The organism is Bradyrhizobium sp. WYCCWR15520 (assembly GCF_056174665.1).
This window is the reverse complement of the sequence record NZ_JBWBWM010000035.1, coordinates 37,158-63,061: the sequence shown is the minus strand read 5'-3', so window position 1 is coordinate 63,061 and position 25,904 is coordinate 37,158. Positions and strand designations below refer to the sequence as shown.

Here is a 25,904-nt window from a genome sequence, read left to right as displayed (position 1 = left end):
CTGCATTTCGCAAGCAGGGCGTGCATCGTCCCACGCGCAGTCCGCAGTGGCGCCGATAATTCCTGAGTGGGCAGACCACCGCGTTTTGCCCGCGTAGGCTGGGTCGAGCGAAGCGATACCCATCGAATCCCGGCGCGGAAGCGTGATTGGTATCGCTTCGCTCCACCCATCCTACGAGCTCGCCTCATCCAAAGTTCAACGGCGCAAGCCGCGCCGACGTATCTGAACAGGCGTTCAGAATTCTCTTGAAATTCCTCGGGAACGTTGCTCGCAATCCGATGTTTTATCCTCGCTCAATTGAGGAGGATTGGAATGAGGAAGCTTGGATACGTTATCGCCGCGCTCGGCGCGCTCATTATCGCAGCGCCGTCGATTGCGAGCGCTGAGACCGTCATTATCAAGAAGCGTGGCGGCTATCATGGTCATCATCACCATGGCTATGGCGCACGCGCCGAATTCCGAGGGCATCGTGACCGCGGCTACCATCGCGGATGGCGCCATGGCCATCGCGACAAGGTCGTGATCATCAAGAAGCATCGCTACTAAGGCCGACACCCGAAACCGAAGAACCTGAAACGGAAAATGGCTCCTCGCGGAGCCATTTTCTTTATTGCACGCTGGCTGCGGAGGTTCAGCTATAGATCTCGAACAGGCCCGCGCCGCCCTGGCCGCCGCCGATGCACATGGTGACGACGCCCCACTTGGCCTTGCGCCGCCGGCCTTCCTGCAGGATGTGGCCGGTGAGACGCGCACCGGTCATGCCGAAGGGATGGCCGATCGCGATCGAGCCGCCGTTGACGTTGTACTTCGCCGGATCGATGCCGAGCTTGTCGCGGGAATAGAGGCACTGGCTGGCGAAGGCTTCGTTGAGCTCCCAGAGATCGATGTCGTCGATCTTCAGGCCATGACGGTTCAGAAGCTTCGGCACGGCGTAGATCGGGCCGATGCCCATCTCGTCCGGCTCGCAGCCCGCGGAGGCCCAGGCGACGAAGCGGCCGAGCGGATTGAGGCCGCGCTTCTCGGCATCCTTGGCTTCCATCAGCACGACGGCGGCGGCGCCGTCCGAGAGCTGGCTGGCGTTGCCGGCGGTAACGTATTTGCCGGGGCCCTTGACGGGCTCGAGCTTGGCCAGGCCTTCCAGCGTCGTTTCGGGCCGGTTGCACTCGTCGCGGTCGACGACATAGTCGACGATCGATTCCGCCTTCGTCGCCTTGTCGACCACCTTCATCTTGGTCTTCATCGGGACGATTTCGTCCTTGAACTTGTTGGCCTGTTGGGCAGCCGCCATGCGGCGCTGTGATTCCAGCGAATACTCGTCTTGGTATTCGCGGCTGAGCTTGTAGCGCTCGGCCACGATATCGGCGGTATCGATCATCGCCATGAAGATATCAGGGGCGACCTTGAGCAGCTCCGGATCGATCGATTCCTTGGGCGAGCCGCCGCCCGGAATCGAGATGCTCTCGACTCCGCCGGCCACGATGCAGTCGGCGCCATCGGAGCGGATCGAATTGGCGGCCATCGCGATGGTTTGCAGGCCCGACGAGCAGAAGCGGTTGACGGAGACCCCGGCGGTCGACTTCGGCAAGCCGGCGAGCAGCGCGGCCTGCCGGCCGATATTCGGCGCGCCATGCGCGCAATTGCCGAGATAGCAGTCCTCGACATATTCCTTGTCGACGCCGGCGCGATCCACGGCGTGCTTGATGGCGTGGGCCGCCAGCGACATCGGCGGCGTGATGTTGAACCCGCCGCGGCCGGACTTTGCCAGCCCCGTACGTGCATAGGAAACGATGACAGCTTCACGCATTTGAAAGACCTCCCTTTGATGCGATCCAGTATGGACTGGAGCCGCGCCCGTGTGTAGCGAAAACCCGAATTCCGGCCAGCGGAAAAGAATGAACCCGGCAGGCCAGCTCGAAACCGGGATTTACACAACGCACGTACTTCGGCAAGGCCGCGATGGGAGTCGACGAAAGGCGCAGGCAGCGGCTATTTCACTGAGCGAAATTGACCGCTATGGAGAATGCCCGCGAGCGTGCGCGAGACAATCAGAACCAAGGCAGGGGTGCGATGGTAAGGGCGTTGCGACAATGGCTGGAGACCCATGAACTGCCAGCGATCATCACTGCCGTGCTCGGGGTGGTTATTGCGCTCTCGGTGCTGTTCGTTGTCGGAGGCTATCTGATCGTTACGCCCTGAGCCGATTTCCTGTGGTACAGCGCGGGCGCTTGCGTCCGATGCCTCACTTCCCCGATCCGGCCGCAGCGAGAATGGGTGACCAGCGTGCGATCTCGGATCGAACAAACCGGTCGAACGCCGCCGGGTTGCGTTCGTCCTTTGGCGGGATCGAGCCACCGAGCTGAGCAATCCGCTCGCGCACTGTGGCCTCATCAAGCGCTTTGTCGAGCGCATCCGAAAGCCGGGCGATGATTTCAGGCGGAACGCCCTTCGGCGCAAACAGTCCGGCCCAGACGCTCATCTGATAGCCTATGCCCGCTTCGCCGGCGGTCGGAACATTCGGCAGCGTTTCCAGCCGCTTCGCGGCCGAGACGGCGAAGGCCTTGACCGAGCCGGCCAGAACCGACTCCGCCACGCTGACGGATTGCTCGCACATGAAATCGACGTGGCCGCCGACCAGATCATTCAAGGCCGGGCCTGAACCGCGATAGGCAACGAGCGCCGGCTTCGCACCGATTTCCGCCGTGAACAACAGACACGCCATATGCGAGGACGCGCCGATGCCGCCATGGGCCTGCCTTACAGCGTCGCCGCGTTGTCGCAGCGTTGCGACGAATTCCTTCAGGTCGTTTGCCGGGAAATCCCTCCGCGCGATGACGACTGCCGGAGAATGGGCCGTGAAGCCGATCGGCATGAAGTCGGCAACGGGATCGTATTTGAGGTTCGGCGTCAGCACGGGAGCCGCGACATGCGAGCCCATCGCCGCGGCAAGCAGGGTATAGCCGTCAGGCGCAGCAGCAGCGACGCGCGCGCTGCCGACGGTGCCGCCGGCGCCGCTGACGTTCTCGATGACGATGGATTGCCCGAGGATCTTCGACATCTGGTTGGTAACGATGCGCGCAACGACGTCGCTGGCGCCGCCGGGCGGAAACGGCACGACCACCGTGATCGCCCTGGAGGGATAGTCCTGCGCGCGGACCGGCGCGACGATCCCAATTACGACCAATGCGACTGCGAAAATTTTCAAGACACAAGAGCCAGGTTTCATAACGCGCTCCCATCCGTGCTGATGCACGGTCACAAGCTTCCGTCACCGTTCAATATTTCCACGACCTTGACCGAACGCCCCTCGCGCGCCGAAACAATGCCGGCGCGTACCACCGCGAGCGATCGCGTCGCCTCCTCGCCGCCGACTTCGTGCTGACGCTGCCCGCGCGCCGCCGCGGCAAACTCCTCGAGTTCCTCGACGAGGGTATCGTTGACTGCGCATGGCACCGTGACAGGTCGGCTTTCACCGCGCTTGAGCAGCCGCAGCCCATTGTGCAGATCGTAAAACGCCGTCATGTCCTTGCCGTAGACGTTCATCAGGTAGTATTCGGAGGCCGAGGCGTAGCTGGCATTCAGCGTCGACAACGCGCCGTTCTCATGCTGCAGGATCAGGCTCGCGACGTCAGGATTGTCGCCGGGTAGCACCAGTTGCGCCGATTGCGCACGCACCGCATGGACCGGCCCGATCAGGTAGGCGAGCACGTCGATGTAGTGGATCCCGATCTGCAGCATCACGCCGCCCGGCATGCCTGCGGCCTGGTAGCGCCAGGAGGAGAGATCGACCTTGCCGAGGCGGTCGCGGCTGATATTCGCCTCGGCGTTGACGAGTCTGCCGAACCGGCCGGCGTCGATCTCTCGCCTGACGTGGCGGAAATGGCTCTCGCGCCGCCGCTGATAGCCGAGCGCCAGCACCACGCCCGCCTTGCGACAGGCCTCGGTGATGGCGCGGCCGTCCGCGATGCTGTTGGCGATCGGCTTGTCGAGAAAGACGTGCTTGCCGGCGGCCGCGGCCGCGCAGGTCGTCGCAAGGTGGACATCGTTCGGCGTCGTGTTGATGATCGCCTCGATCTCGGCATCGGCCAGCAGCGCCTCGTAACTCTCGGCCGGCCGGCAGCGGTACTTTGCCGCGAAGCTGTTGCGCTTTTCTTCGGACCTTGTGTAGCAGGTGCGGATCTCGAGCTTGCCCGAGCGCTGGATGGCATCCGCCAGAACATCGGACCACCATCCCATCCCGATACAGGCTACGCGGAGCGGATCGGCAGTCATCGCTTTGCCCTCTCTACGATATCATTCCCATTTCGCGCCGATCGACTCGACGGCCAGCTTGGCGATCCGCAAATCGGTCTCCCAGTCGCCGCCGCTGACGCCGACGCCGCCGATGCATTCGCGGTCGACCAGCACCGGCACGCCGCCTTCCATCGCCGTCCACCGTTCCGGTCCGGCCGCGAGCGCAAGTCCGATCGCGTGGGCGACGTCGAGGTCCTGACCGGCCGCGCCCTTGGCCGTGGTCGGGCGGCGGTTCGACGCGGCGCAGACCGCCTTGGTGGTGCAGGAGTGCACGGTGTGGAAACGGCCGCCGTCCATGCGTTCGATCAGGATTACATGCCCGCCGGCATCGACGATGGCGCACGAGATCGCGATTTTGGCCTGGCCGGCCAATTCCAGCGCTGTCGCCATGATCATCTTTGCGCCCTGATGCGTCAGGCGCTTGCTCTCGGCGACAAACATGGGGGCGCTCCGGTCGGGAGGGACGGGCGAATTGTGCGTCACCGCAGCGCCTCCTTCAAGAAACGATACGCAATTTTCAGTTGTTTTTTTGCCGCACGTGTTGGCAGGCGACAAAGCCTGGCCGAACTATGCGGCGCGAACATGGAAGTTGCCGGGGATTGTGTGCCGACCGTCTCCAGATCGAAGGCGTCAGATGTGCTGCGCCATGATCTGCCCCGGCCGCGCATCCGGACGGGGCTCGATATCGACCGACCAGAGGTCGCGATTGTCGACATCCTTCAGTGTCACGGTCATGATCTCAGTCTGGCCGTCGATATCGACGCGGCCGAAGAACTGCATCCCGAAGCACGGCGCGAGATTCTCGCCGCTGCAGCCCTTCTGGAACATCGCTTTTGGCCCGAACGTATTGTCGAGCGGGGCCGGCGCCCAGGTGCCCGCATGCAGCGGGCCGGAGACGAATTCCCAGAACGGTTCGAAATCCTGAAAAGTCGCTCGGTTCGGATCGTAATGATGCGCCGCCGTGTAATGCATGTCGGCGGTCAGCCACACAACGTTGCGGATGCCGGCGCGCTTCATGAACGACAGCAAATCGGCAATCTCGTGCTCGCGCCGCTCCGGCGGACCGTCGCCGAGGGCAATGCCATCCTCGCTGAAGAGGCCGATCGGCATGTCGGCGGCGATCACCTTCCAGGTCGCGTCAGACGCTACCAGTTCGCGCTTCAGCCAAGCCAGTTGCGTCGCGCCAAAGATACAGGTGTCGCCGTGGTCGTCGCGCTTGTTGAAGGTGGAATCGCGGTAGCTGCGCATGTCGACCATGAAGACGTCGAGCAGCGGGCCGTAGGCGATCTTGCGATAGATACGGCCGTCCTCGTGCGCAGGTCTCGCGCGCATCGGCATGAATTCATGGAATGCGCGGCGGGCCCGCGCCACCAGAAGCGAGGAGCCGTCCTCGGCATAGCCGGTCTCATCGGCGGTGCCGACCGGCGCCCAGTCGTTGGTGACCTCGTGGTCGTCCCACTGCGCGAACAGGGGCACGGCGGCATGGAAGGCGCGAAAGTTCTGGTCGAGCCAGTTGTATTTGTAGTTGCCGCGGAACTGCGCGAGGCTGTGCGCGACGACGGACTTTTCCTCGGTGACGATGTTCCGCCACACCCCGCCGTCGGGCAGTTTCAATTCCCGCTCCACCGGGCAGTCCGCGTAGATGTGGTCGCCGGAATGGATGAAGAAGTCCGGACGGTTGTCGAGCATCGTCCGGTAAGTCCGCATCCCGCCACGGCTTTCATCGATGCCCCAGCCCTGCCCCGTCGTATCGCCGGACCAGGCGAACGACACGTTGCTCTTTGCCGTGGGCGCGGTGCGAAAATGTCCAATCTGCGCCTCGCCGGCGAGCCCCTGCCCATCGATATCTTCAAACCGCACGCGATAGAAGATGTCCTGCCCCGATGGCAGGCCGCCGAGCAGAACCTTCGATGTAAAATCGCTTGCCGGCAATGCATCGGCCGAAGCCGCGCCAATGATGGTCTTGAAGTCTTCGGCGGTCGAACACTCGACCTGCATCCGCGCGGCGCGGTCGGCGCGCGCCCAAACGACAGCGGATTCGGCCGAAACGTCGCCGGATTGAATACCGCTGGTGATGAGCGGCCGATCGGCGGCGCGGCTGAGATAGGGTCTGGCGAGGCTGCCGAGACCGGCGACGGCACATGTTGCGGCGGAGCGGACCAGCCATTGACGCCGGTTCAAGCTTTGCCCGGCGCGTATCGCAATCGGCATCGAAGCACCCTCGTCGAATCACGACGAAGGTGTGCCCGTTGAATTTGACTCGCGGCTGAAGCTTTTACGACAGGTGGATGACGTAGAATCGTAGGATGGGTGGAGCGAAGCTACGAACTAATTCTGCCAGTCGCAGATGCCGCCGGATCTGCACGGCCAGGTCTGAATCCGCGTGTCGCGCGCCTGCGCGTCCAGCGGATTGCTGTGGCGGCGCGCCAACTGGGCGCGGGCCGCACCCCGCGGCTTCTCCACGCGTTCCTGCGCAACATGCGGCTTGCGCTCCGGAGTTTTACGGACAACCACGCGCTCCGTCTTCACCGGCTTGCGATCGGTTCGGGCTTCGATCCGGACTGGAGCGAATTGCGTCTCCGGCCCGAGCCGCTTCGGCGAGAGCACGGCGCTGGAAAGATCGAGTCCGAGCAGTTCGCCCGCGCGATACTCATCGCCGAGCGCGGCGCTACCCGACACCAGGAGCCCCGCGCAAAGTGCCGCGGCAATAGCATTCTTCAGGACCATCGCAGGCCTCGTGAAACCAACCAACAAAGTGAGGAACCATCATCATGTAGTGAGTCGGCCGGACAATTCCAGCTGTTCCCGCCCTCAAGTTACGGTTGAGTGATCCCGGCCGCGAAGAAGTTCACGTGCCGAATCAACTGCCCCTACTCGGCGGCCTGCGCCATCGGCTGGCCGATCGTGGCCTCCAGCCGCGCGCACTCCGCACGATACTTTGCAACATTAGCTTCTTTAATATGGCCGTAGCCGCGAACAAGTTCCGCGGACTTCGCCAGCGCCACCAGACGCGGCCAGTCCTGCGGCTTCGCGCGGTCGAGATGGCGAAGGATCATCGCGGAGTACTCGCCCGGCAGCGCCCGCTCCATCCGCCGCTCGGCCGTGTAGCCAAACGGATCGAACGCGGTGCCGCGCAGAAACTTGAATCGTGTCAGGATATCGAACGCGCGGAAAATCCAGGCGCCGAACTCGCGCTTGCGCAAATGGCCCGTGACCTTGTCGCGTGACGCCAGCAGCGGCGGCGCGAGGCTGACTTTGACACCCTCTTCGCCGTCGAACTGTTCCTTCAACGCTTTTGCGAACTCGCCGTCGGAATAAAGCCGGGCGACTTCATATTCGTCCTTGTAGGCCATCAGCTTGAACAGGCCTTTTGCGAAAGCTTCCGTCAGTTCATGCGAACCGGGCGCGGCCTTGGCTTCGGCGGCGCGGACGCGTTCGATCTCGGCGAGATAGCGCTTCGAATAGACCTCGTTCTGGTAATTGGTCAGGAATTCGGCGCGGAAGGCGATGCTCTCCTCGAGTGTCCGCCGGACCGGCGCTGCGCCCGAACTCTTGAAGCGCGCCGCGGTGACGACGCGCTGCAGGTCGTGCGCGGCAAGCCGGCCCCAGGAGAACGCCAGCTTGTTCATCTCGATCGCCGCGCCGTTGAGGTCGATCGCCTTCATGATCGCCTCCAGCGACAGCGGGATCGCGCCGCGCTGGAACGCAAAACCGAGCATGAAGGCGTTGGTGGCGATGCTGTCGCCCATCAGCGCGGTGGCAAGGCCGGTCGCGTCGAGGATGTCGAGATCGGAGGCGCTGACCGCCTCGTTGAGCGCCTCCCGCATCGCGCCCGCCTCGAAATCGATGTCGGGGTTGATGACGAAGCTCGCAGTCGGTAGCAGGTCGGCATTGACGATCGCGCGCGTGAGACCGCGCTCGGCCCGGCTCAGCGAAGGGATGCTGGTCGCGACCACGATGTCGCAGCCGAGAATAAGATTCGCGTTACCGGGTGCGATGCGAACCGTCGAGAGATCGTCCGCCGTCGGCGCGATGCGGACGTGGCTCATGACCGCGCCGTTCTTCTGCGACAGGCCGGTGAAGTCGAGTGTCGAACACGCCATCCCCTCAACATGCGCGGCCATGCCAAGCAGCGCGCCGATGGTGATGACGCCGGTGCCGCCGATGCCGGTGACCAGGATATTGTAGGGACCCGCGAGCGCCAGGATATCGGGCGTCGGCAGGTCGGCGAACAGCGCCGACGGATCGGCCGCGGTGCGGTCGGCCTTGCGCAGCCTGCCGCCGTGCACGGTGACAAAACTCGGGCAAAAGCCCTCGATGCAGGAAAAATCCTTGTTGCAGTTCGACTGGTCGATCCGCCGCTTGCGGCCGAATTCGGTCTCCAGCGGCTGCACCGAGACGCAGTTAGAAACAGAAGAGCAGTCGCCGCAGCCTTCGCAGACCCGCTCATTGATGAAGATGCGCTTCGGCGGATCCGGATAGAGGCCGCGCTTGCGGCGGCGGCGCTTTTCCGCCGCGCAGGTCTGGTCGTAGATCAGCACCGTGAGGCCCTTGACCTCGCGCAGTTCCTTTTGCACCGCGTCGAGTTCGCGGCGGTGATGAACAGTTGCGCCTGATGGGAAGTAACTGCTGGGGTATTTCTCGGGATCGTCGGAGACAATGACGAGGCGTTTTGCCCCCTCCGCCGCAACCTGGTGCGCGATCTGCGACACGGTCAGGCCACCCTCGGCCGGCTGGCCGCCGGTCATCGCCACCGCGTCGTTATAAAGGATCTTGTACGTGATGTTGACGCCGGAAGCCGCCGCCGCGCGGATCGCCAGCAGGCCGGAATGGGTGTAGGTGCCATCGCCGAGATTCTGGAACACGTGCGGCTCATCGGTGAACGGCGCCTGCCCGATCCATGTGACGCCTTCCGCGCCCATATGCGAGATCGTCTGCGTCCGGCGGTTCGGCACCGACAGCGCCATGCCGTGACAGCCGATGCCGGCCATCGCGCGGCTGCCTTCGGGTATCTTGGTCGAGGTGTTGTGCGGGCAGCCCGAGCAGAAGTACGGCGTGCGCTGCAGCTTTGCTGCGCCGACGCCCTCCGCCGGCCGGTCGAAGGCTTCGAGCTTTGCGAGGCGCTGCTCCAGCGCCGGGCTGCGATGGCCGAGTTTTCGCAAGCGCGCGACCACAGCCGCCGCCACCATGGTCGGCGTCAACTCGCCTTCGCTCGGCAGCAACAGCGCGCCGGTCTCGTCGCGCTTGCCAACCACAGAAGGCCGCTTCGAGGCCTCGACGTTGTAGAGAATGCGAAGAAGCTGGTCCTCGATGAAGCCGCGCTTCTCCTCGACCACCAGCACGTCCTGCAACCCTTCGGCAAACGCGCGCGCGCCGGATTCCTCCAGCGGCCAGGTCAGCGCGACCTTGTAGATGCGCAAGCCTAGCGCCTGGGCCTCGGCGTCGGTAATGCCGAGATCGGCCAGCGCCTGCCGCAGATCTAGATAGGCCTTGCCGGTCGCCATGATGCCGAGCCGCGCCGGCTTTGAGTCCAGCACGATGCGGTCGAAGCGATTGACGCGCGCGAATGCCGCGACTGCCTGCATCTTCGGGCCGTGCAGCCGACGCTCCTGCTCCATCGGCGCATCCGGCCAGCGGATCGAAAGCCCGCCCGGCGGCATCTCGAAATCGTCAGGCGTGATGATCCTGATGCGATCGGGATCGCTGACGATCGACGCCGAGCTTTCGACCGTCTCCGAGATCGCCTTGAAGCCGACCCAGCAACCGGAATAGCGCGACAGCGCAAAGCCCAGAATGCCGAGATCGAGATAGTCCTGCAGCGTCGCCGGGTTGACCACCGGCATCAGCGCCGCGGCAAATACCTGCTCGCTCTGATGCGCCAGCGTCGAGGACTGGCAGCCATGGTCGTCGCCGGCCAGCGCAATCACGCCGCCATTCTTCGACGTGCCGGCAGAGTTGGCGTGCTTGAGCGCGTCCACCGAGCGGTCGACACCGGGGCCCTTGCCATACCAGATACCGAATACGCCATCGACCTTGGCGCCGGGGAACATGCCGACCTGTTGGCTGCCCCATACCGCCGTCGCCGCCAGATCCTCGTTGAGGCCGGGCGAGAACTCGATGTCATGCTGCTTGAGAAAGGTTTTCGCGCGCCACAGCGCGTGGTCGTACATGCCGAGCGGCGAGCCGCGGTAGCCTGATATGAAACCGGCGGTGTTGAGCCCCTGCGCGCGGTCGCGTTCGCGCTGCAACATGGGAAGGCGGACCAGCGCCTGCGTACCGGACAGGAAGATTCGCTTCGCATCCAGCCGGTACTTGTCATCCAGCCCAACTTCCATCAACGCCATTCGTTCGCTCCCCGTCGCACGTTCCGCCGGTTATTTGAACCGATCTAATTGCGAACAGAATGCACCGGTTTTGCTATGCGTGCCCAGCGTGAATTCATGGCCGCAGGACATATCTCGGCCCGCCTTGTGGATCAGCCCGCCTCTTGCGGGCCCCCGCCTTCTTTGAAACGTTTGGGCGTAAAGGGAGACACCAGGGATGACAGAACCGGCATTCAGGACCGAGTTATCGGAGAGCGGCAATCTGCTGGTGGGGCCGTGGCGCAGCCCCAAACAGATGCTCCACGCGCAGGTCTACGACTCGCACGCCTCGATCCACGACGACGCTACCGCGCAAAGACTCGGCTTTCAGGGCGGCACCATCGAGGGCCCGACCCATTTCAGCCAGTTCGCGCCACTATGCGAACGCATCTGGGGCCAGGCCTGGTTCGAGAGCGGATGCCTGTCCGCGCATTACCGCAACCCCGCCTTCGAGGGTGAGGAAGTTCAGGCCAATATCGAGAAGCCGAAGCCGGGCGAGAGGACTTGCGCGATCGGCATGACCAAGCGCGACGGCACCGAGATTTTGCGCGGCACCGCTTCCGTCGGCGACGTGACGGAAACGGCGTTGAGCCGGCGGCTCAGCGAACTGAAGCCGCTCGCCGATCCCGTCATCCTCGCCGACCTCAAGGTCGGCATGAAGACGGGACGGCAGACGGTGAAAATGGATTTCGACCAGCACATGGGCGATCTCTATCCGTTTTCGCTTGCCGACAAGCTCAAGGCCATCACTGAACCTTCGGCCTATTATTCCCAGGAGCTCAATCCCTGGGGGCGCGCGATCATTCCGTTCGAAATGCTGAGCGTGCTGTTTCAATACCGCGCCCGCGAGGACCGGCTGCCGGTGCGCGGGCCCGCCGTCGGGCTGTTCGCCGATCAGGAAATCCGCCTGCTGCGCGGTCCGCTATTCGTCGGGGAAAATTATTCGACCGAACGCGAAGTGGTGGCGCTGAGCGGCAGCCGCCGCACCGAAAGCGTGTGGATGCGCACCACGGTATTCGCTTCGGATGACAAGCCGGTTGCAACCATGTTGCTCAACATGGCCAGCATCAAGGACTCCTACGCCAACTACGAGCGGGAGCACAAAGCGCTCTACGGCTAGGTGAGATCAATCCGCCATCGCCAACAAGGACAATAACAAAATGGCCCGCCTGCCCTATCTCGAAGCCGACCAGGTCGCTCCTGAGTACCGCGATATGCTCAAGCGCAACACCAATTTGCACAAGCTGTTGGTGAACTCGCCGGACATGGCCCGCGCCTTCAACGGCGTCGGCAACTACATCCGCTTCAAGAGCAAGCTCGATCCGCGCTTGCGCGAGCTTGCGATCCTGCAGGTCGGCTGGATGGAGAAATCTGAATACGAGTTCACCCACCACGTGAAGATCGGCAGGGAATTCGGCGTCACCGACGAGGATATCGAAGGACTGATGGCCGAGACCGAGGGCAAGCCATCAATGCTGGAACCGCTCGCAAAGACGATTCTCCGCGGTGCCCGCGAGATGGTGCGGGAGCTTGCGATGTCGGAGGCAACCTTCGGCGAGATCAAGCAAAAACTTTCCGACGAGGAGATGGTCGACCTCGTGCTCACCATCGCCTTCTATTGCGCTGTGGTCCGCGTGCTGGCGACGATGAAGATCGACAACGAACCCTATTACAAAGAGGTACTGCAACAGTACCCGATCCCGGGAGTGGAATGAGATGCGCCTGAAAGATCGTGTCGCCATCGTCGTCGGCGCCGGCCAGAGTCCCGGCGAAGGCATCGGCAACGGCCGCGCCACCGCGCTGACCTTTGCGCGCGAAGGCGCGAAGGTGCTCTGCGTCGATTACAATCTGGAATCGGCGCAGGAAACCGTCGACCTGATTGCCGCGAATGGCGGCACCGCGGCGGCGTTCAAAGCCGACGTCACAGGGAACGCCGAGTTGAAGGCGATGGTGGCGGATGCGCAAACGCGCTGGGGCCGCATCGACATCCTGCATAATAATGTCGGCGTCAGCCTGTCCGGCGGCGACGCGGAACTGCTCGAGATCTCGGAGGAAGCCTTCGACCGCTGCGTGGCGATCAACCTGAAGAGCTGCGTGCTCGCCGCCAAGCACGTGATCCCGATCATGCGCCAGCAAAAGAGCGGCGCGATCATCAACATCTCCTCGATGGCCGCGATCACCACCTATCCTTATGTGGCCTACAAGGCGACCAAGTCGGCGATGATCGCCTTCACCGAACAGCTCGCCTACCAGAACGCGCAATATGGCATTCGCGCCAACGTCATCCTGCCCGGCCTGATGAACACGCCGATGGCAGTCGATACCCGCGCGCGCGAATGGGGGAAGAGCCGCGCCGAGGTCGAGGCCGAGCGCGATGCCAAGGTGCCGCTGCGTCACAAGATGGGCACCGGCTGGGACGTCGCCAACGCCGCCCTGTTCCTCGCCTCGGACGAAGCGAGCTTCATCACCGGCGTGACACTGCCGGTCGATGGCGGGTCGAGCGTGCGGCGGGGATAGAATCGTGGAATCGTAGGGTGGGCAAAGGCGCACCGCGCCGTGCCCACCATCGAACACCTCGCTCACAATGGTGGGCACGCTTCGCTTTGCCCACCCTACAGCAGCAGCGCCGTTTCGCGCTGTGAGCTGAATCACGGTATTCGAACCGGCCCGGCTGTTTACCTTTCGTTAGTAACCTTCTCTTAAGGGTTGCGGCGATTGGGCGGCCTTTTTGCCCCCTGCTCACGCGACCTGTGCCGGCGTAATTTTGTTTTTGGCCCCCGCGTGATTCGACAACATCGACCAATTCCAATGACACGATGATGTGACAGCGCATCGTCGCTTGTCGAAATACCGACTCGTTGCGGTCGCACGAATTTCATGTGCGCTCGCTATGAGACGCCACAAGAATTGTGGAAGCCGAGGCACCATGAACGAAGAATTCGACTACGACCTGACGCCGTCCCAGTGGGAAACACTGAGGGCATTGCGCACTCCGGCATCAAGATTGCCGCGCATGAGCCGCTACACGATCGACGGCCTGATCGTGCTCGAACTCGCCGTCATGAACGGCGACGCGCCCGCCATCACGGCGAAGGGACGCAAGGTGCTGATTCGCGGATCGTCGCTGTTGCTGCAGGATCTGGCCGCCTGACCGCGCGGCATTGCGCACCTGCAGCATAAATTTCGCATTGACCGCACCTGATTCCCTGACATATCGGAGTTCCATCGACTGAGTGGCAACTAGGGTTCCGGATGGCGAAACCGCCATCGCCGGTCCGAGCGTTGCGGAAAGCCGCGGTAGCACGCGGCTGCACCCGAGGGACAAAAGCCCAGAGGAGGAGATGTCGAGATCTTGTTCGCGCCAGATGGCACGGAGGTCTCATGTCGTTGCTCTCACTCTCCTTCGTTGTCCTCGCCGCCTTTATTCACGCCACCTGGAATCTGCTTTCGAAACGCGAGGCGCGGATCCTCGAATACTTCCCGCGCCTGCGCGAGCGCATGGACGTCGCCGCCGACGATTTCGAAATCGGCTACCGCGAGGCGCGCTATCTGTTCGAGAAGATGGGCGGCAAGGGCAAGATCGTCGTCATCGAGGGAACGCCGGCCGCGCCGACCAACCGCGAGCGCGTCCGCGGCTACCAGCGCGCCTGCCCCGAGTGGCGCGACGTCGCGCGCTGACTCAACCCTGAAGAGAGACAGGTTCGCTACACCACCGCAAAGCCGTTCCGAACTTGCCGCTGCCCGGAGCAGGCGTATATTCGACCGATGGCTGTCAGCTCACCCGATCTGAAAGCATTTTTGCTCGCCACGCCTTTCTTCGGTGGCCTCTCCGACGCCAGCCTCGATCGCCTGATCTCGATGCTGGTCGAGCGCCGCTTCGACGCCGGCGCCGCGATCGTCGCGGAAGGAGAACCGGGACGCTCGATGTTCATTGTTCTCTCGGGCGAGCTCGTGGTGAGCAAGCTCGGTGAGTCCGGACGTTCCATCCGGATGTCGATTCTCGAACCCGGCGATTTCTTCGGCGAAATGACGCTGATCGAAATGCAGAACCGCTCGGCCACCGTCGTCGCGCAGAGCGAGACCGTGCTGTACGAGCTGACGGCCGGAAACCTTTACGCGTACTACAAGGCCGACATCCACGGCTACGTGATCGTGATGCAGAATATCAACCGCGAACTTTGCCGGCGGCTCCGCCGCGCCGACCGTCGCATAGCCGAGCTGAGCGCCCGTGCCGATGGCTCATAGCGACGGGGGCAAGCCACTGGCCCATCCACGTCATTCCGGCTACCTTACGAAAGCAGCGAATCTTCCTCCGGCCTCGTCCGCGCGATGATCTCAGCCGCGCCCTTGTCGAGCAGTTCGAGACCAACCGTCCTGCCGAGTTCGCGCGGCCGGTCCGCCGCTCCCTGTCCGGACACTTCGATGAAACGGTCGCCGGCTTCATCCAGCACGGCGGCCGTCAGCGTCATCTCGCGGCCATCAAGCGTGGCATGGCCGGCGATCGGCGAATTGCAGTGGCCGTTCAAGACCCACAACACCTCGCGCTCGGCTTCTGCACAGAGCCGCGACGAGGCGTCCTCGATCTTCGAAAGGCGTTCGCGCGTCAGCCAGTCCTTCTCGACGCATTCCACCGCGACGATGCCCTGCCCCACCGCCGGCAGCATCTCGCGGACTGAAAAATCATAAGCAATCCGCGAGGTCATTCCGATCCGCTCAAGCCCCGACCGTGCCATAACAAGCGCGTCCGCAGGTCCCACCTCGCCGCCGTCGGGCAGCCGCTGCTTGTCGCCGCGATCGAGTTTTGCCACGCGCGTATCGGCCGCGCCGCGGAAATGGATCACGGTGGCTTCCGGAAATAGCCGGCGCAGATAGGCGGCGCGGCGCACCGCATTGGTGCCGATCTTGAAGCCCTTGCCATGCAAAGCGCGGAAGTCGTCGAGCGAGAGGCCGGGACGCAGCACCAGCGCATCGTTCGCGGCGTCGCGCGGCAGGGTCGCGGCGATGATCAGGCCCGGCGTTTCCTCGTTCCCAGGAACGTCCTTCAACGAATGCATCGCCGCCTGCAATTGCCCGGCGCGCATCGCCTCGCGAATCTCCGCGACGAAGGCGCCACCCTTGCCGCCATGGCGGAGCAGCTTGCTGGTCTGGTCCTGGTCGCCGCGGGTTTCGAACTTGACGATCTCGACATCGAGCGCGGGATCGGCCGCGCGCAAGAGCCGCGCGATCCCTTCCGTCTGCGCCAGCGCCATCGCGCTCTTGCGCGTGCCGATCTTCAAGGTCTGTTCCGACACAAGATCTCCGTTCGAAAGCGGTCCAGCGCTGATGTTTCGTGCGTAGGGGATAGAGCAAGCCGCCCATCAGAACAACGGCTTTGGCCGGCCGGCCCAACGTGTCTTCCCGCCAGACCGGCGTGGCCCGCTTCAAGCCCCGCTGGCCGATGGTCTGCCATGCCGAAAACGTTATTTGTGCAATGCACCAAAATCCATAGGGTGCCGCCTGCAAAAGGATTTTTCGTTGTCCGATACCAGTGCCGATGCCTTGGCCGCTTCAGGCCACCGCCCGATGGGCTTTCCCGAATTCGTCATCGTGATCGCCTCGATCATGGCGCTGAATCCGCTTGCGATGGACATGATGCTGCCGGCGCTGCCGAACATCGCGTCCGCCTTCCACATCACTTCAGTCAACCGGCCGCAGATGGTGCTGTCGATCTTTCTGGTCGGCTTCGGCGTTGGCCAGTTCGTGATGGGCCCCTTGTCCGACCGGTTCGGCCGGCGGCCGGTCCTGCTCGGCGGCATGACCGTCTATTGCGCTGCCAGCCTGCTCGCGATCGCCGCGCCCTCGTTCGAGACGTTGTTGCTGGCGCGTGCCTTGCAGGGCCTCAGCACCTCGGCCACGCGCGTGATCGCGACCTCGATCGTGCGCGACTGCTATGCCGGGCGCCGCATGGCGAGCGTGATGTCGCTGACGATGATGATCTTCATTGCCGTGCCTGTCGTCGCCCCGGCATTCGGCCAGGCCGTGCTGCTGGTGTCGCACTGGCGCGGCATCTTCATCGTGCTGATGCTCTATGGCGTGGTGGCGCTGATCTGGAGCGCGCTGCGCCTGCCGGAGACGCTGCCGGCCGAACGGCGCCGCTCGCTTGCCATTGGCGAAGTGTTCGACGCCTTCCGCCAGACCGTGACCAACCGCCAGACGCTGGGTTATGCGCTGGTCGCCGGCGGCGTATTGGGCTCGCTGTTCGCTTTCGTTTTCATCTCGCAGCAGGTGTTCACCGGGATCTACCAGCTCGGGCATTATTTTCCGCTGGCGTTTGCCGGCGTCGCAGTTGGAACGGCTATCGCCGGCTTCGTCAATTCCCGCCTCGTCGGCCGCCTCGGCATGCGCGTGATCTCGCATGCCGCGCTGATCGGCTTCGTCGTCATCGCCGCAACCATGCTGGTGGCGGCAAAACTGCAGATGCTGCCGTTGCCGCTGTTCATGGTGCTTTCGATTTCGATGATGTTTGCGTTCGGGTTGATGATCGCCAATTTCACCGCGCTCGCCATGGAGCCGCAGGGCCATATCGCCGGCACCGCCGCATCGCTGTACGGCTCGATCACCACGCTCCTCGCCATCGGCATTGGCGCCACCATCGGCCAGGATTACGACGGCACGCTGGTGCCGTTCGCGACCGGCTTCCTGCTCTGCACGCTGGCCGCGCTCGCCGTGGTGCTGGTGGTGGAGAAAGGCCGGCTGTTTCAACCGCATGGCATGAAGCTGTGATCGCTGGGCCGGCGTAGCGACGCAACTTGCGCCCTGCCCCGGCCGCATGGCTGAATGTCCGCCGGGCGCTGGCGTCATGTGGCGAAGCTGATAACAATTCCTCTGCTCACATCGCCTTCAGCATCGGGAAATCGGAAGATGGATAACCGCAGCACTATCTGGCGTGGCGTCGACACCATCAAGCCGCGCTTTGTCGCCCTGAGCGACCGGGTCTGGGCGATGCCAGAAGTCTGCTACACCGAAGCGCGCTCTTCCGCCGAGCATCTCGCCGAACTGCGCCACCAGGGTTTCCGCATCACCGAGAACGTCGCCGGCATTCCCACCGCCCTGATGGGCGAATGGGGCGAAGGCGGACCCGTGATCGCCTTCCTTGGCGAATATGATGCCCTGCCCGGCCTCAGCCAGGAGGCGGGCGTGGCCGAGCCGCGGCCGATCGAGGCCGGAGGCCACGGCCACGGTTGCGGCCACAATCTGCTCGGTTCGGCGGCGCTGCTGGCCGCCACCGCCGTGAAGGATTGGCTCGCCGAGCACAAGGTGCCCGGGCGCGTCCGCTATTACGGCTGCCCCGCGGAGGAAGGCGGCGCCGCCAAGACCTTCATGGTGCGGTCAGGCGCCTTCGACGACGCCGATATCGCGATCACCTGGCATCCTTCCAGCTTCTGGGAAGTCGTGGTGACGCCTTCGCTCGCCAACACCCGCGCCGATTTCATCTTCACCGGCCGTACCTCGCATGCCGCGGCCTCGCCGGATCTCGGCCGCAGCGCGCTCGATGCCGTCGAGTTGATGAATGTCGGCGTCAACTACATGCGCGAGCACATGCCGAGCGACGCCCGTGTGCATTACGCCCTGCTCGATACCGGCGGCATCGCCCCCAATGTGGTGCAGGCCCATGCCCGCGTGCGCTATTCGATCCGCGCCCGCGACTTGCCTGGCATGACCGAGCTGGTGGAGCGCGTCCACAAGATCGCGCAGGGCGCGGCGCTGATGACCGAAACCAAGATGGAGATGAAGATCATTTCCGCCGTCTCCAACCTGTTGCCGAACACGCCGCTCGAAGCGGCGCTGCACAACATCATGGAAGAACTCGGCCCGCCGCATTTCGACGACGCCGACAAGGGCTTTGCGCAGCAGATCCGATCGACGCTGACCGAGAAGGACATCGCCAGCGTCTATTATGCGATCGGCATGGATCCGACCGACCGGCCGCTGGCCGATTTCATCGTGCCGCTGGACGCCAGGCGCAATCCTTTGATCGGTTCGACCGACGTCGGGGACGTGAGCTGGGTCGTGCCGACCGTTCAGGTGCACGCCCCGACGGTCGCGATCGGCACCCCGTTCCACACCTGGCAGGTGGTAGCACAGGGCAAGAGCCCACACGCCCACAAGGCCATGGTGCAGGCCGCCAAGGCCATGGCGGGCCTCGGCGTCCGGGCGCTGACGGAACCGGAGCTGATTGCCGCCGCCCAGGCCGACCTGAAGAAGCGGACCGCCCGCACCCCCTATGTCAATCCGCTGCCTGACGGCGTCGCGCCGCCGCTGGACATGTCGCTGACCTGACCGGCTCCGGCCGGTCTAGCGAACAAATTTTTTGCAGTGCAGGGCGCGATTTCGCGCGGTTTTGACGCGCCCTGGCTGCCGGATTGCCAAAGCGATGTGCGACGCAGCGTGTTTCTGCCCAAGCAGAAATCATTTGCCGCTTCCATGCTGCCAATTGTTGACAGCCGGGCGTTGACCTCCGAAGCATTTGATGAGCCTTTTACCGGCGAACAATTTGGCGGCGCCGCCTCCGGCGCGCCTCAACCACAAGAACCAGACGGGGACAACGATGCTGGACACCGAACTGCGCACCATGATCGACGAGGTAAAGGACGGCCGCATGGACCGCCGCGGCTTCGTTCAGCGTATGCTGGCTTTCGGTCTCACCGCGCCCATGGCCACGCAGATTCTGGCGATCGGTGGCGTCGCCATGGCCGAGGGTCCCTCCGTCTACAAGCCGACCAAGCGCGGCGGCGGCGGCGCACTGAAACTGCTGTGGTGGCAGGGACCTACCCTGCTCAATCCGCATTTCGCCACCGGCACCAAGGACCAGGACGGCTCGCGCCTGTTCTATGAGCCGCTCGCCTGCTGGGATCCCGACGGCAACATGAAGCTGGTCCTGGCCGCAGAGATTCCCTCGCTGGAGAACGGCGGCCTGTCGGCCGACGGCATGTCGGTGACCTGGAAGCTCAAGCCCGGCGTCAAATGGCACGACGGCAAACCCTTCACCGCCGATGACGTCGTCTTCAACTGGGAATATGCCCGCGATCCTGCCACCGCCACCGTGACCATCGGCATTCACCGCGACATCACCGTCGAGAAGGTCGACGACCTCACCGTCCGCATCCTCTTCAAGAAGCCGACGCCATTCTGGGCCGACGCCTTTGTCGGCGCCCCCGGCAGCATCATCCCGAAACATCTGTTTGCGGAATACAAAGGCGCGAAGTCGCGCGAGGCCCCGAACAACCTGTCGCCGGTCGGCACCGGCCCCTACAAATTCGTCGAGTTCAAGCCGGGCGATGTGATCCGCGGCGAGCTCAATCCCGACTACCACATGCCGAACCGCCCGCACTTCGACACCATCGAGATGAAGGGCGGCGGCGATGCCGTCTCGGCGGCGCGCGCCGTCATCCAGTCCGGCGAGTATGATTTCGGCTGGAATATCCAGGTCGAAGACGACGTGCTGCTGCGCCTGGAAAAGGGCGGCAAGGGCAAGACCGTCTATGCGGTCGGCGGCGACACCGAATTCATTGCGCTGAACTTCACCGATCCTAATACCGAGGTCGACGGCGAGCGGTCCTCGATCAAGACCAAGCACCCGCTATTCTCCGATCCGGCGGTGCGCAAGGCGCTCTCGATGCTGGTCGATCGCGAGGCCGTCAAGAAAGTCATCTACGGCCGCGCCGGACGCGTCACGCCCAATTTCCTCAACGGCCCGGAAAAATTCGTCTCCAAGAACACGAGCTGGGAATTCAGCATCGAAAAGGCGGCCAAGCTGCTGGAGGACGCCGGCTGGAAAGCGGGCGCTGACGGTATCCGCGAGAAGGACGGCAAGAAGCTGAAGCTGTTGTACCAGACCGCGATCAACGGCCCGCGCCAGAAGACCCAGGCCATCGTCAAGCAGGCCTGCCAGAAGGCCGGCATCGACGTCGAGCTGAAATCGGTGGTCGCCTCGGTGTTCTTCTCCTCCGACGTCGCCAATCCCGACACCTACGCCAAATTCTACGCCGACCTCGAGATGTTCCAGATCCCGATGAGTCAGCCGGATCCGGCCCAGCACATGCGCCGCTATCATTCGCGCAACGTCGCCACCAAGGAGAACAAGTGGCAGGGCGTGAACTTCCCGCGCTGGGTCAACAAGGAATATGACGACACGGTCGACGCCGCCGAGGCCGAGACCGATCTGGTCAAGCGGGCTGCGCTCTACATCAAGGCCAACGACATCATGATGCAGGACATCGTTTTCATCCCGGTGATGCATCGCCTGAAGGTGGAGGCCTGCGCCAACACGCTGCGTCCGGTGGTCAGCGGCTGGGCCAACGAAACCGACAATCTGTTCGACTGGTACCGGGAGGCGACAGGCTAATCATCGAAGGGATTGTTCCCTCATGAGTCAGTATGTCCTGCGTCGCTTGTTGATCGCCGTGCCGAGCCTGCTCGGCATTTCGCTGGTTCTGTACATTGTTCTGGCGCTTGCGCCGGGCGATCCCTTCAGTGAACTGGCAACCAACCCCAACGTGCCGCCCGAAGTCGGGGCGGCGCTTCGCGCCAAGTTCGGTCTCGACGATCCGATCTACCTCCGTTACCTGCGCTGGCTCGCGGCGATGGTGCAGGGCGACTGGGGCTTTTCTTTCGTCAGCCGGATGAACGTGGACACGCTCATCCTGCAACGCCTGCCGACCACACTTTACGTGATCGGCTCGGCGCAAATACTGGCGCTCCTGATCGCAATTCCCGTCGGCGTGTACGCCGCGACCAGGCCCTATTCGATCTTCGATCAGATTGCCAACACGTTTGCCTTCATCGGCTTCTCGCTGCCGACTTTCTTCACAGGGTTGCTATTCATCCTGGTCTTCTCGATCACGCTGGACTGGCTGCCCTTTGTCTATTCAAGTGACATCAAGGCAACCGGAATACGCTGGCTGTTTGAGCAGATAAAGCAGGCCATCATGCCCGTGATGGTGCTCGGCCTGTTCCAGGCGGCTTCGATGACGCGCTTCGTGCGCTCGGCCATGCTGGACGTGATCCGCCTTGACTACGTCACCACCGCCCGCGCCAAAGGCCTCGGGCAACCCAGGGTGATCGTCAAGCACGCGATGCGCAACGCGATGATTCCGGTCGTCACCCTGGTCGCGCTGCAGATGCCGGCGGTGTTCGGCGGCGCCACCGTCACCGAGCAGATCTTTCGCATCCCCGGGATCGGCTCGCTCTTGATCTCTTCCATCCTCTCCAACGACACGCCTGTCGTGATGGCTGTGACCTTCGTGTTCGCCTGTCTCGTCGTGCTGTTCAACCTGATCGCGGATATCCTCTATGGCTGGCTTGACCCTCGCATCTCCTTCCGCTGAGCGGCGGCCGGCCTGGTCGCCCTGGCGCGAGACCTGGCGGCGCTATCGCCGCCACAAGCTCGCCGTGGTCAGCGCATTCCTGCTGCTTGTCCTGATCGCGGCGGTGGTGTTCGGCCCCTTCGTCTGGCGCGTCAGCATCAATGAGATCGATTTCAGCGCGCGCCTGGAGGGCCCCTCGTTCGCCCACCCCTTCGGCACCGACGATCTCGGACAGGATATCCTCGCCCGCATGATCTACGGCGGCCGCATCTCGCTGGCCGTCGGGCTCGCGGCGATGGCGGTCGCCGTCCTCGTCGGCACGCTGATCGGGGCGCTCGCCGGCATGTCGCGCGGGGCGCTCGGGCATGCGCTGATGTGGCTCACCGATCTCTTCCTATCGCTGCCGCAACTGCCGCTGCTGCTCCTGCTCATCTATCTGTTCCGCGACGGGCTCAAAGCCGTGTTCGGTCCCGAGGGCGGCATCTTCATCCTGATCGTGCTCGTCATCGGCGGCCTGCGCTGGATGCCGGTCGCGCGCCTGGTGCGCGCGCAGTTCCTCTCCTTGCGCGAGAAGGAATTCGTCGAAGCCGCGCGCGCGCTCGGCGCCAGCCCGTTGCGGCAGGTAGTGCGGCACATCCTGCCCAACGCCGTCGGCCCCGTGATCATCGCCGGCACCATCGACGTCGCCGCCGCGATCATCGCCGAATCGACGCTGTCGTTTCTCGGCCTCGGCTTTCCGCCGGATACCCCGACCTGGGGCCGGCTATTGTTCGACGCCAAGGATTTCCTCGACATCGGTCCGCATTGGGCGTTGTTCCCGGGCGGGGCGATCTTCGTCGCCGTCGTCGCCATCAATTTCATCGGCGACGGCATGCGCGACGCGCTCGATGCAAGGCGGGTGATCTGATGGCGCCGCTGCTCGAAATCAAGGGGCTGAAAACCCACTTCTCTACTGACGACGGCATGCTGCAGGCGGTCGACGGCGTCGACATCACGATCAACAAGGGCGAGACGCTCTGCGTGGTCGGCGAGTCCGGCTGCGGCAAGACCGTCACCGCGATGTCGATCCTGAAGCTGATCGCGATGCCGCCCGGCCGCATTGTCCAGGGCCAGATCCTGTTCGAGGGCCGCGACCTCGTGCCGCTCACGAGCCACGAGTTGGACGATATCCGCGCCAAGGATATCGGCTTCATCTTCCAGGAGCCGATGACCTCGCTCAACCCGGTGCTGACGGTCGGCGAACAGGTTGCCGAGAGCCTTCGCCGTCACGAGGGCTTGTCGAACAAGGACGCGCTCGCCCGCACCGTGGAAATGTTCAAGCTGGTGCAGATCCCGAACGCCGAGGGCCGCGTGCATGATTATCCGCACCAGTTCTCCGGCGGCATGCGCCAGCGCGTCATGATCGCGATGGCGCTGGCCTGCAAGCCCAAGCTCGTCATCGCCGACGAGCCGACTACCGCGCTCGACGTCACCATCCAGGCGCAAATCCTCGACCTCCTGCAGGACATGAAGGACCGCTTCGGCATGGCGGTAATGCTGATCACCCACGCCATGGGCGTGGTGGCGGAAACCGCGCAGCGTGTCGTCGTCATGTATGCCGGCAAGGTGGTGGAAGAGGCCGACGTTGACAGCCTGTTCGAAAATCCGCGCCATCCCTATACACAAGGCCTGATCCGCTCGATCCCGCGCATCGACCTCGACAGCAAGCACAAGACCCGGCTGGAGGCCATCGGCGGCTCGGTGCCGATCCTGATCAATCCGACCCCCGGCTGCCGCTTCGCGCCGCGCTGCCGCTACGCCTTTGATCGTTGCACCGTAGAGGAGCCGCTGCTGCGCGAGGTCGCGCCCGGTCATCGCATGGCATGTCACCTCGGCGAGAAGCAGGGAGCGATGGCATGAGCGAACCCCTGCTCCGCGTTACCGGCCTGAAGAAGCATTTTTCGGTCAAGGGCGGACTGCTGTCGCGCGAAGTCGGCCGCGTTCACGCGGTCGACGGCGTGTCCTTTGCGGTCAATCGCGGCGAAACGCTCGGCCTGGTCGGCGAGTCCGGTTGCGGCAAGTCCACCACGGCGCGCTGCGTGCTGCGCCTGGTCGAGCCCAGCGAGGGCGAGATCGTCTTTGACGGACAGGACATGCGTGGCCTCTCCGGCGGCGACCTGCGCGCGATGCGGCGTAACATGCAGATCGTGTTCCAGGACCCCTTCGCTTCGCTCAATCCGCGCATGACGGTTGGCGCGATCCTCGGAGAAGCCTTCACCATCCACGAGCTCGCCTCCTCGGCAAGCGAGCGCGACGACCGCGTGGCGAGCCTGTTGGTCAAGGTCGGGCTGAAGGCCGAGCACATGCGGCGCTATCCGCACGAATTTTCCGGCGGCCAGCGCCAGCGCATCGTGATCGCGCGCGCGCTCGCGGTGGAGCCGAAATTCATCGTCTGCGACGAACCGGTCTCCGCGCTCGACGTCTCCATTCAGGCGCAGGTCATCAACCTGCTGGAAGATTTGCAGTCCGAGCTCAACCTTACCTACCTGTTCGTCGCCCACGATCTCTCCGTGGTGGAGCACATCTCCGACCGCGTCGCGGTGATGTATCTCGGACGCATCGTCGAGCTGGCTGACGCCAGCGAGCTCTACCGCAATCCCCGGCATCCCTATACGCAGGCGCTGCTCTCCGCCGTGCCGGTGCCGGACCCGAAGGTGAAGCGCAAGCGGATCCGCCTGCAGGGCGACGTGCCGAGCCCGATGAACCCGCCGCGCGGCTGTCACTTCCACACCCGCTGCCCGATCGCCGAGCCGCGCTGCCGCGAGAGCGCGCCCGAATTGAAGCAAGGGAGCGACGGACATTTCGTCGCATGTCATCTGGCTTGACGGCGGCGCCTGAGCCGCCGCTCTCACGCAGTCGGCGGCGTGAATGCAATCGCTGAAAATAAACGCGGCCCCGCCCCGGCAGCGGTTCAATCGCTTGTTGCCGGGGCGGGGCCGAAATCAGATGTGGGCGTTAGCGCTGAATGCCGTTTTTGCGGATCAGGTCCGATAGCTGTGACAGAAGCTCCCGAAGCCTGGCATTTTCCTCGATCAGCGCGTGGGCTTCGTCGGCCCGCTCTTCGCGGCGAAGGGCAGGCTCATCCCCGCGAAGGGCATTCTCCAGCAATGACAGTGCGTCGTCGGTCGGTTCCTCAACCCAAAATGAAGGTTCAGCGCGGCGGTCTCGCTTATTAAGCTGCGGATGGTCTACTCGCATGATTGATACTCCAATTTTAAAAAGCGGAAACGTGCCCCCAGTCACCACGTCGCGCGCGGAGAATGAGGTGAGTCGGCCGGCAAATTTGCGACTAAAATTGGAATCGTGCGGAGGCGACCCCGGCGCTAAAGCGGCGTGATTGCGGCAAGACCCGAAGCCGGCGCGCACAAAAACAACAGCCTGCGCGTGCGATTTAAAGGAATGTTGCCAATTGATAGAGCCGGTAAAGGACTTCCAGCCCGATGAGAACGAGGGCTGCGATCATCAGATAATAACCAAAATGCATGCGGAAATTGAAACCAATGCCTTTCGCGGCCTGTGCGAATTTTACGCCAAGCCGTAAACCAAACCCGATACGCGTCGGAAGGGACAAGCCTCCGGCGAACTATGCCTCGGCAATCAGAAATGAGAAGGACCTCCGCCGCCGCGGAAGTGACGCCCTGCCCGTGCCTTTGTCGCGAGCCTCTTCTTGATCGGAGGTCTCTGTTCGACGCCAGCTTACCTGCTCACACACCGTGGAAAATCTTGATTCCCCACAGCACGATGACGATGGCCAATACCAGCGTAGCCGCCGTCAGTACACTTTCTAAGGAAGCGACTCTCATACTAACTCTCCGCTTCCCAGCCCCGCTAACGGTCTAGGCGATTCGTTGATTCGACTGCAATCGCG

The 25,904-nt window shown here is 63.6% G+C and carries 23 protein-coding genes and 1 pseudogene; 15 read left to right on the top strand and 9 right to left on the bottom strand.

Annotation, left to right across the window (positions count from 1 at the left end):
- Positions 1–312 precede the first annotated feature (312 nt).
- Positions 313–546 (top strand): hypothetical protein, encoded by a 234-nt coding sequence (locus AC0QUY_RS32265; protein ID WP_475390173.1) that lies wholly within the window; start codon positions 313–315, stop codon positions 544–546.
- An 85-nt stretch (positions 547–631) separates the two neighbouring features.
- On the opposite strand, the gene AC0QUY_RS32260 is transcribed toward AC0QUY_RS32265, so the two are convergent.
- A complete protein-coding gene (locus AC0QUY_RS32260) occupies positions 632–1,804 on the bottom strand; it encodes a thiolase family protein (RefSeq protein ID WP_161852587.1) in 1,173 nt (390 codons plus the stop codon).
- Between the two features lie 263 nt (positions 1,805–2,067).
- On the opposite strand from AC0QUY_RS32260, the gene AC0QUY_RS32255 reads away from it, so the two are divergent.
- Positions 2,068–2,196 carry a hypothetical protein gene (locus tag AC0QUY_RS32255; RefSeq protein ID WP_256380326.1) on the top strand — a complete coding sequence of 43 codons (129 nt, stop codon included), beginning with the start codon at positions 2,068–2,070 and terminating at the stop codon, positions 2,194–2,196.
- 43 nt (positions 2,197–2,239) lie between these two features.
- Here the strand turns inward: AC0QUY_RS32255 and AC0QUY_RS32250 are convergent, their stop codons facing one another.
- The 6 genes and pseudogenes from AC0QUY_RS32250 to AC0QUY_RS32225 form a co-directional block, all read right to left on the bottom strand.
- The gene (locus AC0QUY_RS32250; RefSeq protein ID WP_475390172.1) at positions 2,240–3,202 is read right to left on the bottom strand and encodes a tripartite tricarboxylate transporter substrate-binding protein; all 963 of its coding nucleotides are present in this window, start codon (positions 3,200–3,202) and stop codon (positions 2,240–2,242) included.
- A gap of 50 nt (positions 3,203–3,252) precedes the next feature.
- On the bottom strand, positions 3,253–4,269 hold the full coding sequence (locus AC0QUY_RS32245) for a Gfo/Idh/MocA family protein (RefSeq protein ID WP_475390171.1): 1,017 nt from the start codon (positions 4,267–4,269) through the stop codon (positions 3,253–3,255).
- A gap of 21 nt (positions 4,270–4,290) precedes the next feature.
- Complete coding sequence (locus AC0QUY_RS32240) at positions 4,291–4,731, bottom strand: GlcG/HbpS family heme-binding protein (protein ID WP_475390170.1); 441 nt, start codon at positions 4,729–4,731, stop codon at positions 4,291–4,293.
- 189 nt (positions 4,732–4,920) lie between these two features.
- Positions 4,921–6,501, bottom strand: coding sequence for an alkaline phosphatase D family protein (locus AC0QUY_RS32235; protein ID WP_475390169.1), 1,581 nt, complete (start codon positions 6,499–6,501; stop codon positions 4,921–4,923).
- Positions 6,502–6,618: 117 nt separating this feature from the next.
- Positions 6,619–7,017: a hypothetical protein gene (locus tag AC0QUY_RS32230; RefSeq protein WP_475390168.1), complete on the bottom strand. Its 399-nt coding sequence runs from the start codon at positions 7,015–7,017 to the stop codon at positions 6,619–6,621.
- Positions 7,018–7,160: 143 nt separating this feature from the next.
- Positions 7,161–10,655, bottom strand: a pseudogene (locus tag AC0QUY_RS32225) (indolepyruvate ferredoxin oxidoreductase family protein); the annotation flags it as partial.
- A 175-nt stretch (positions 10,656–10,830) separates the two neighbouring features.
- Between AC0QUY_RS32225 and AC0QUY_RS32220 the strand changes: the two are divergent.
- From AC0QUY_RS32220 to AC0QUY_RS32195, 6 genes are all read left to right on the top strand, one after another.
- Positions 10,831–11,772: a hypothetical protein gene (locus AC0QUY_RS32220; RefSeq protein WP_475390167.1), complete on the top strand. Its 942-nt coding sequence runs from the start codon at positions 10,831–10,833 to the stop codon at positions 11,770–11,772.
- Between the two features lie 40 nt (positions 11,773–11,812).
- A complete protein-coding gene (locus AC0QUY_RS32215) occupies positions 11,813–12,367 on the top strand; it encodes a carboxymuconolactone decarboxylase family protein (protein WP_475390166.1) in 555 nt (184 codons plus the stop codon).
- Between the two features lies 1 nt (position 12,368).
- Positions 12,369–13,169, top strand: a complete 801-nt coding sequence (locus AC0QUY_RS32210; RefSeq protein WP_475390165.1) for an SDR family NAD(P)-dependent oxidoreductase — start codon at positions 12,369–12,371, stop codon at positions 13,167–13,169.
- 409 nt (positions 13,170–13,578) lie between these two features.
- Entirely contained in the window at positions 13,579–13,803 is a 225-nt protein-coding gene (locus AC0QUY_RS32205; protein ID WP_475390164.1) for a hypothetical protein, read from the top strand.
- Between the two features lie 230 nt (positions 13,804–14,033).
- Entirely contained in the window at positions 14,034–14,330 is a 297-nt protein-coding gene (locus AC0QUY_RS32200) for a hypothetical protein (RefSeq protein WP_202639276.1), read from the top strand.
- Between the two features lie 87 nt (positions 14,331–14,417).
- Positions 14,418–14,897 (top strand): cyclic nucleotide-binding domain-containing protein, encoded by a 480-nt coding sequence (locus AC0QUY_RS32195; RefSeq protein WP_475390163.1) that lies wholly within the window; start codon positions 14,418–14,420, stop codon positions 14,895–14,897.
- Between the two features lie 44 nt (positions 14,898–14,941).
- Here AC0QUY_RS32195 and hemC read toward each other — a convergent pair whose 3' ends face one another.
- Positions 14,942–15,928 carry a hydroxymethylbilane synthase gene (hemC, locus tag AC0QUY_RS32190; protein ID WP_475390186.1) on the bottom strand — a complete coding sequence of 329 codons (987 nt, stop codon included), beginning with the start codon at positions 15,926–15,928 and terminating at the stop codon, positions 14,942–14,944.
- A 238-nt stretch (positions 15,929–16,166) separates the two neighbouring features.
- Here hemC and AC0QUY_RS32185 point away from each other — a divergent pair, with 238 nt between their 5' ends.
- The 7 genes from AC0QUY_RS32185 to AC0QUY_RS32155 all read left to right on the top strand — a co-directional run bounded on the left by AC0QUY_RS32185 (position 16,167) and on the right by AC0QUY_RS32155 (position 24,861).
- Positions 16,167–17,414 (top strand): multidrug effflux MFS transporter, encoded by a 1,248-nt coding sequence (locus AC0QUY_RS32185; protein ID WP_475390162.1) that lies wholly within the window; start codon positions 16,167–16,169, stop codon positions 17,412–17,414.
- A gap of 138 nt (positions 17,415–17,552) precedes the next feature.
- On the top strand, positions 17,553–18,971 hold the full coding sequence (locus tag AC0QUY_RS32180; protein WP_475390161.1) for a M20 family metallopeptidase: 1,419 nt from the start codon (positions 17,553–17,555) through the stop codon (positions 18,969–18,971).
- Between the two features lie 268 nt (positions 18,972–19,239).
- On the top strand, positions 19,240–21,036 hold the full coding sequence (locus tag AC0QUY_RS32175) for a peptide ABC transporter substrate-binding protein (RefSeq protein ID WP_475390185.1): 1,797 nt from the start codon (positions 19,240–19,242) through the stop codon (positions 21,034–21,036).
- 22 nt (positions 21,037–21,058) lie between these two features.
- Entirely contained in the window at positions 21,059–22,018 is a 960-nt protein-coding gene (locus AC0QUY_RS32170) for an ABC transporter permease (protein WP_475390160.1), read from the top strand.
- Positions 21,984–22,904, top strand: coding sequence for an ABC transporter permease (locus tag AC0QUY_RS32165; protein WP_161852571.1), 921 nt, complete (start codon positions 21,984–21,986; stop codon positions 22,902–22,904). Before AC0QUY_RS32170 ends, AC0QUY_RS32165 begins: the two co-directional genes overlap by 35 nt.
- Positions 22,904–23,896 (top strand): ABC transporter ATP-binding protein, encoded by a 993-nt coding sequence (locus AC0QUY_RS32160; RefSeq protein WP_161852570.1) that lies wholly within the window; start codon positions 22,904–22,906, stop codon positions 23,894–23,896. Before AC0QUY_RS32165 ends, AC0QUY_RS32160 begins: the two co-directional genes overlap by 1 nt.
- The gene (locus AC0QUY_RS32155; RefSeq protein WP_475390159.1) at positions 23,893–24,861 is read left to right on the top strand and encodes an ABC transporter ATP-binding protein; all 969 of its coding nucleotides are present in this window, start codon (positions 23,893–23,895) and stop codon (positions 24,859–24,861) included. The genes AC0QUY_RS32160 and AC0QUY_RS32155 overlap by 4 nt, the downstream gene beginning before the upstream one ends.
- 130 nt (positions 24,862–24,991) lie before the next feature.
- On the opposite strand, the gene AC0QUY_RS32150 is transcribed toward AC0QUY_RS32155, so the two are convergent.
- On the bottom strand, positions 24,992–25,234 hold the full coding sequence (locus AC0QUY_RS32150; protein ID WP_475390158.1) for a hypothetical protein: 243 nt from the start codon (positions 25,232–25,234) through the stop codon (positions 24,992–24,994).
- Positions 25,235–25,904: the final 670 nt, after the last annotated feature.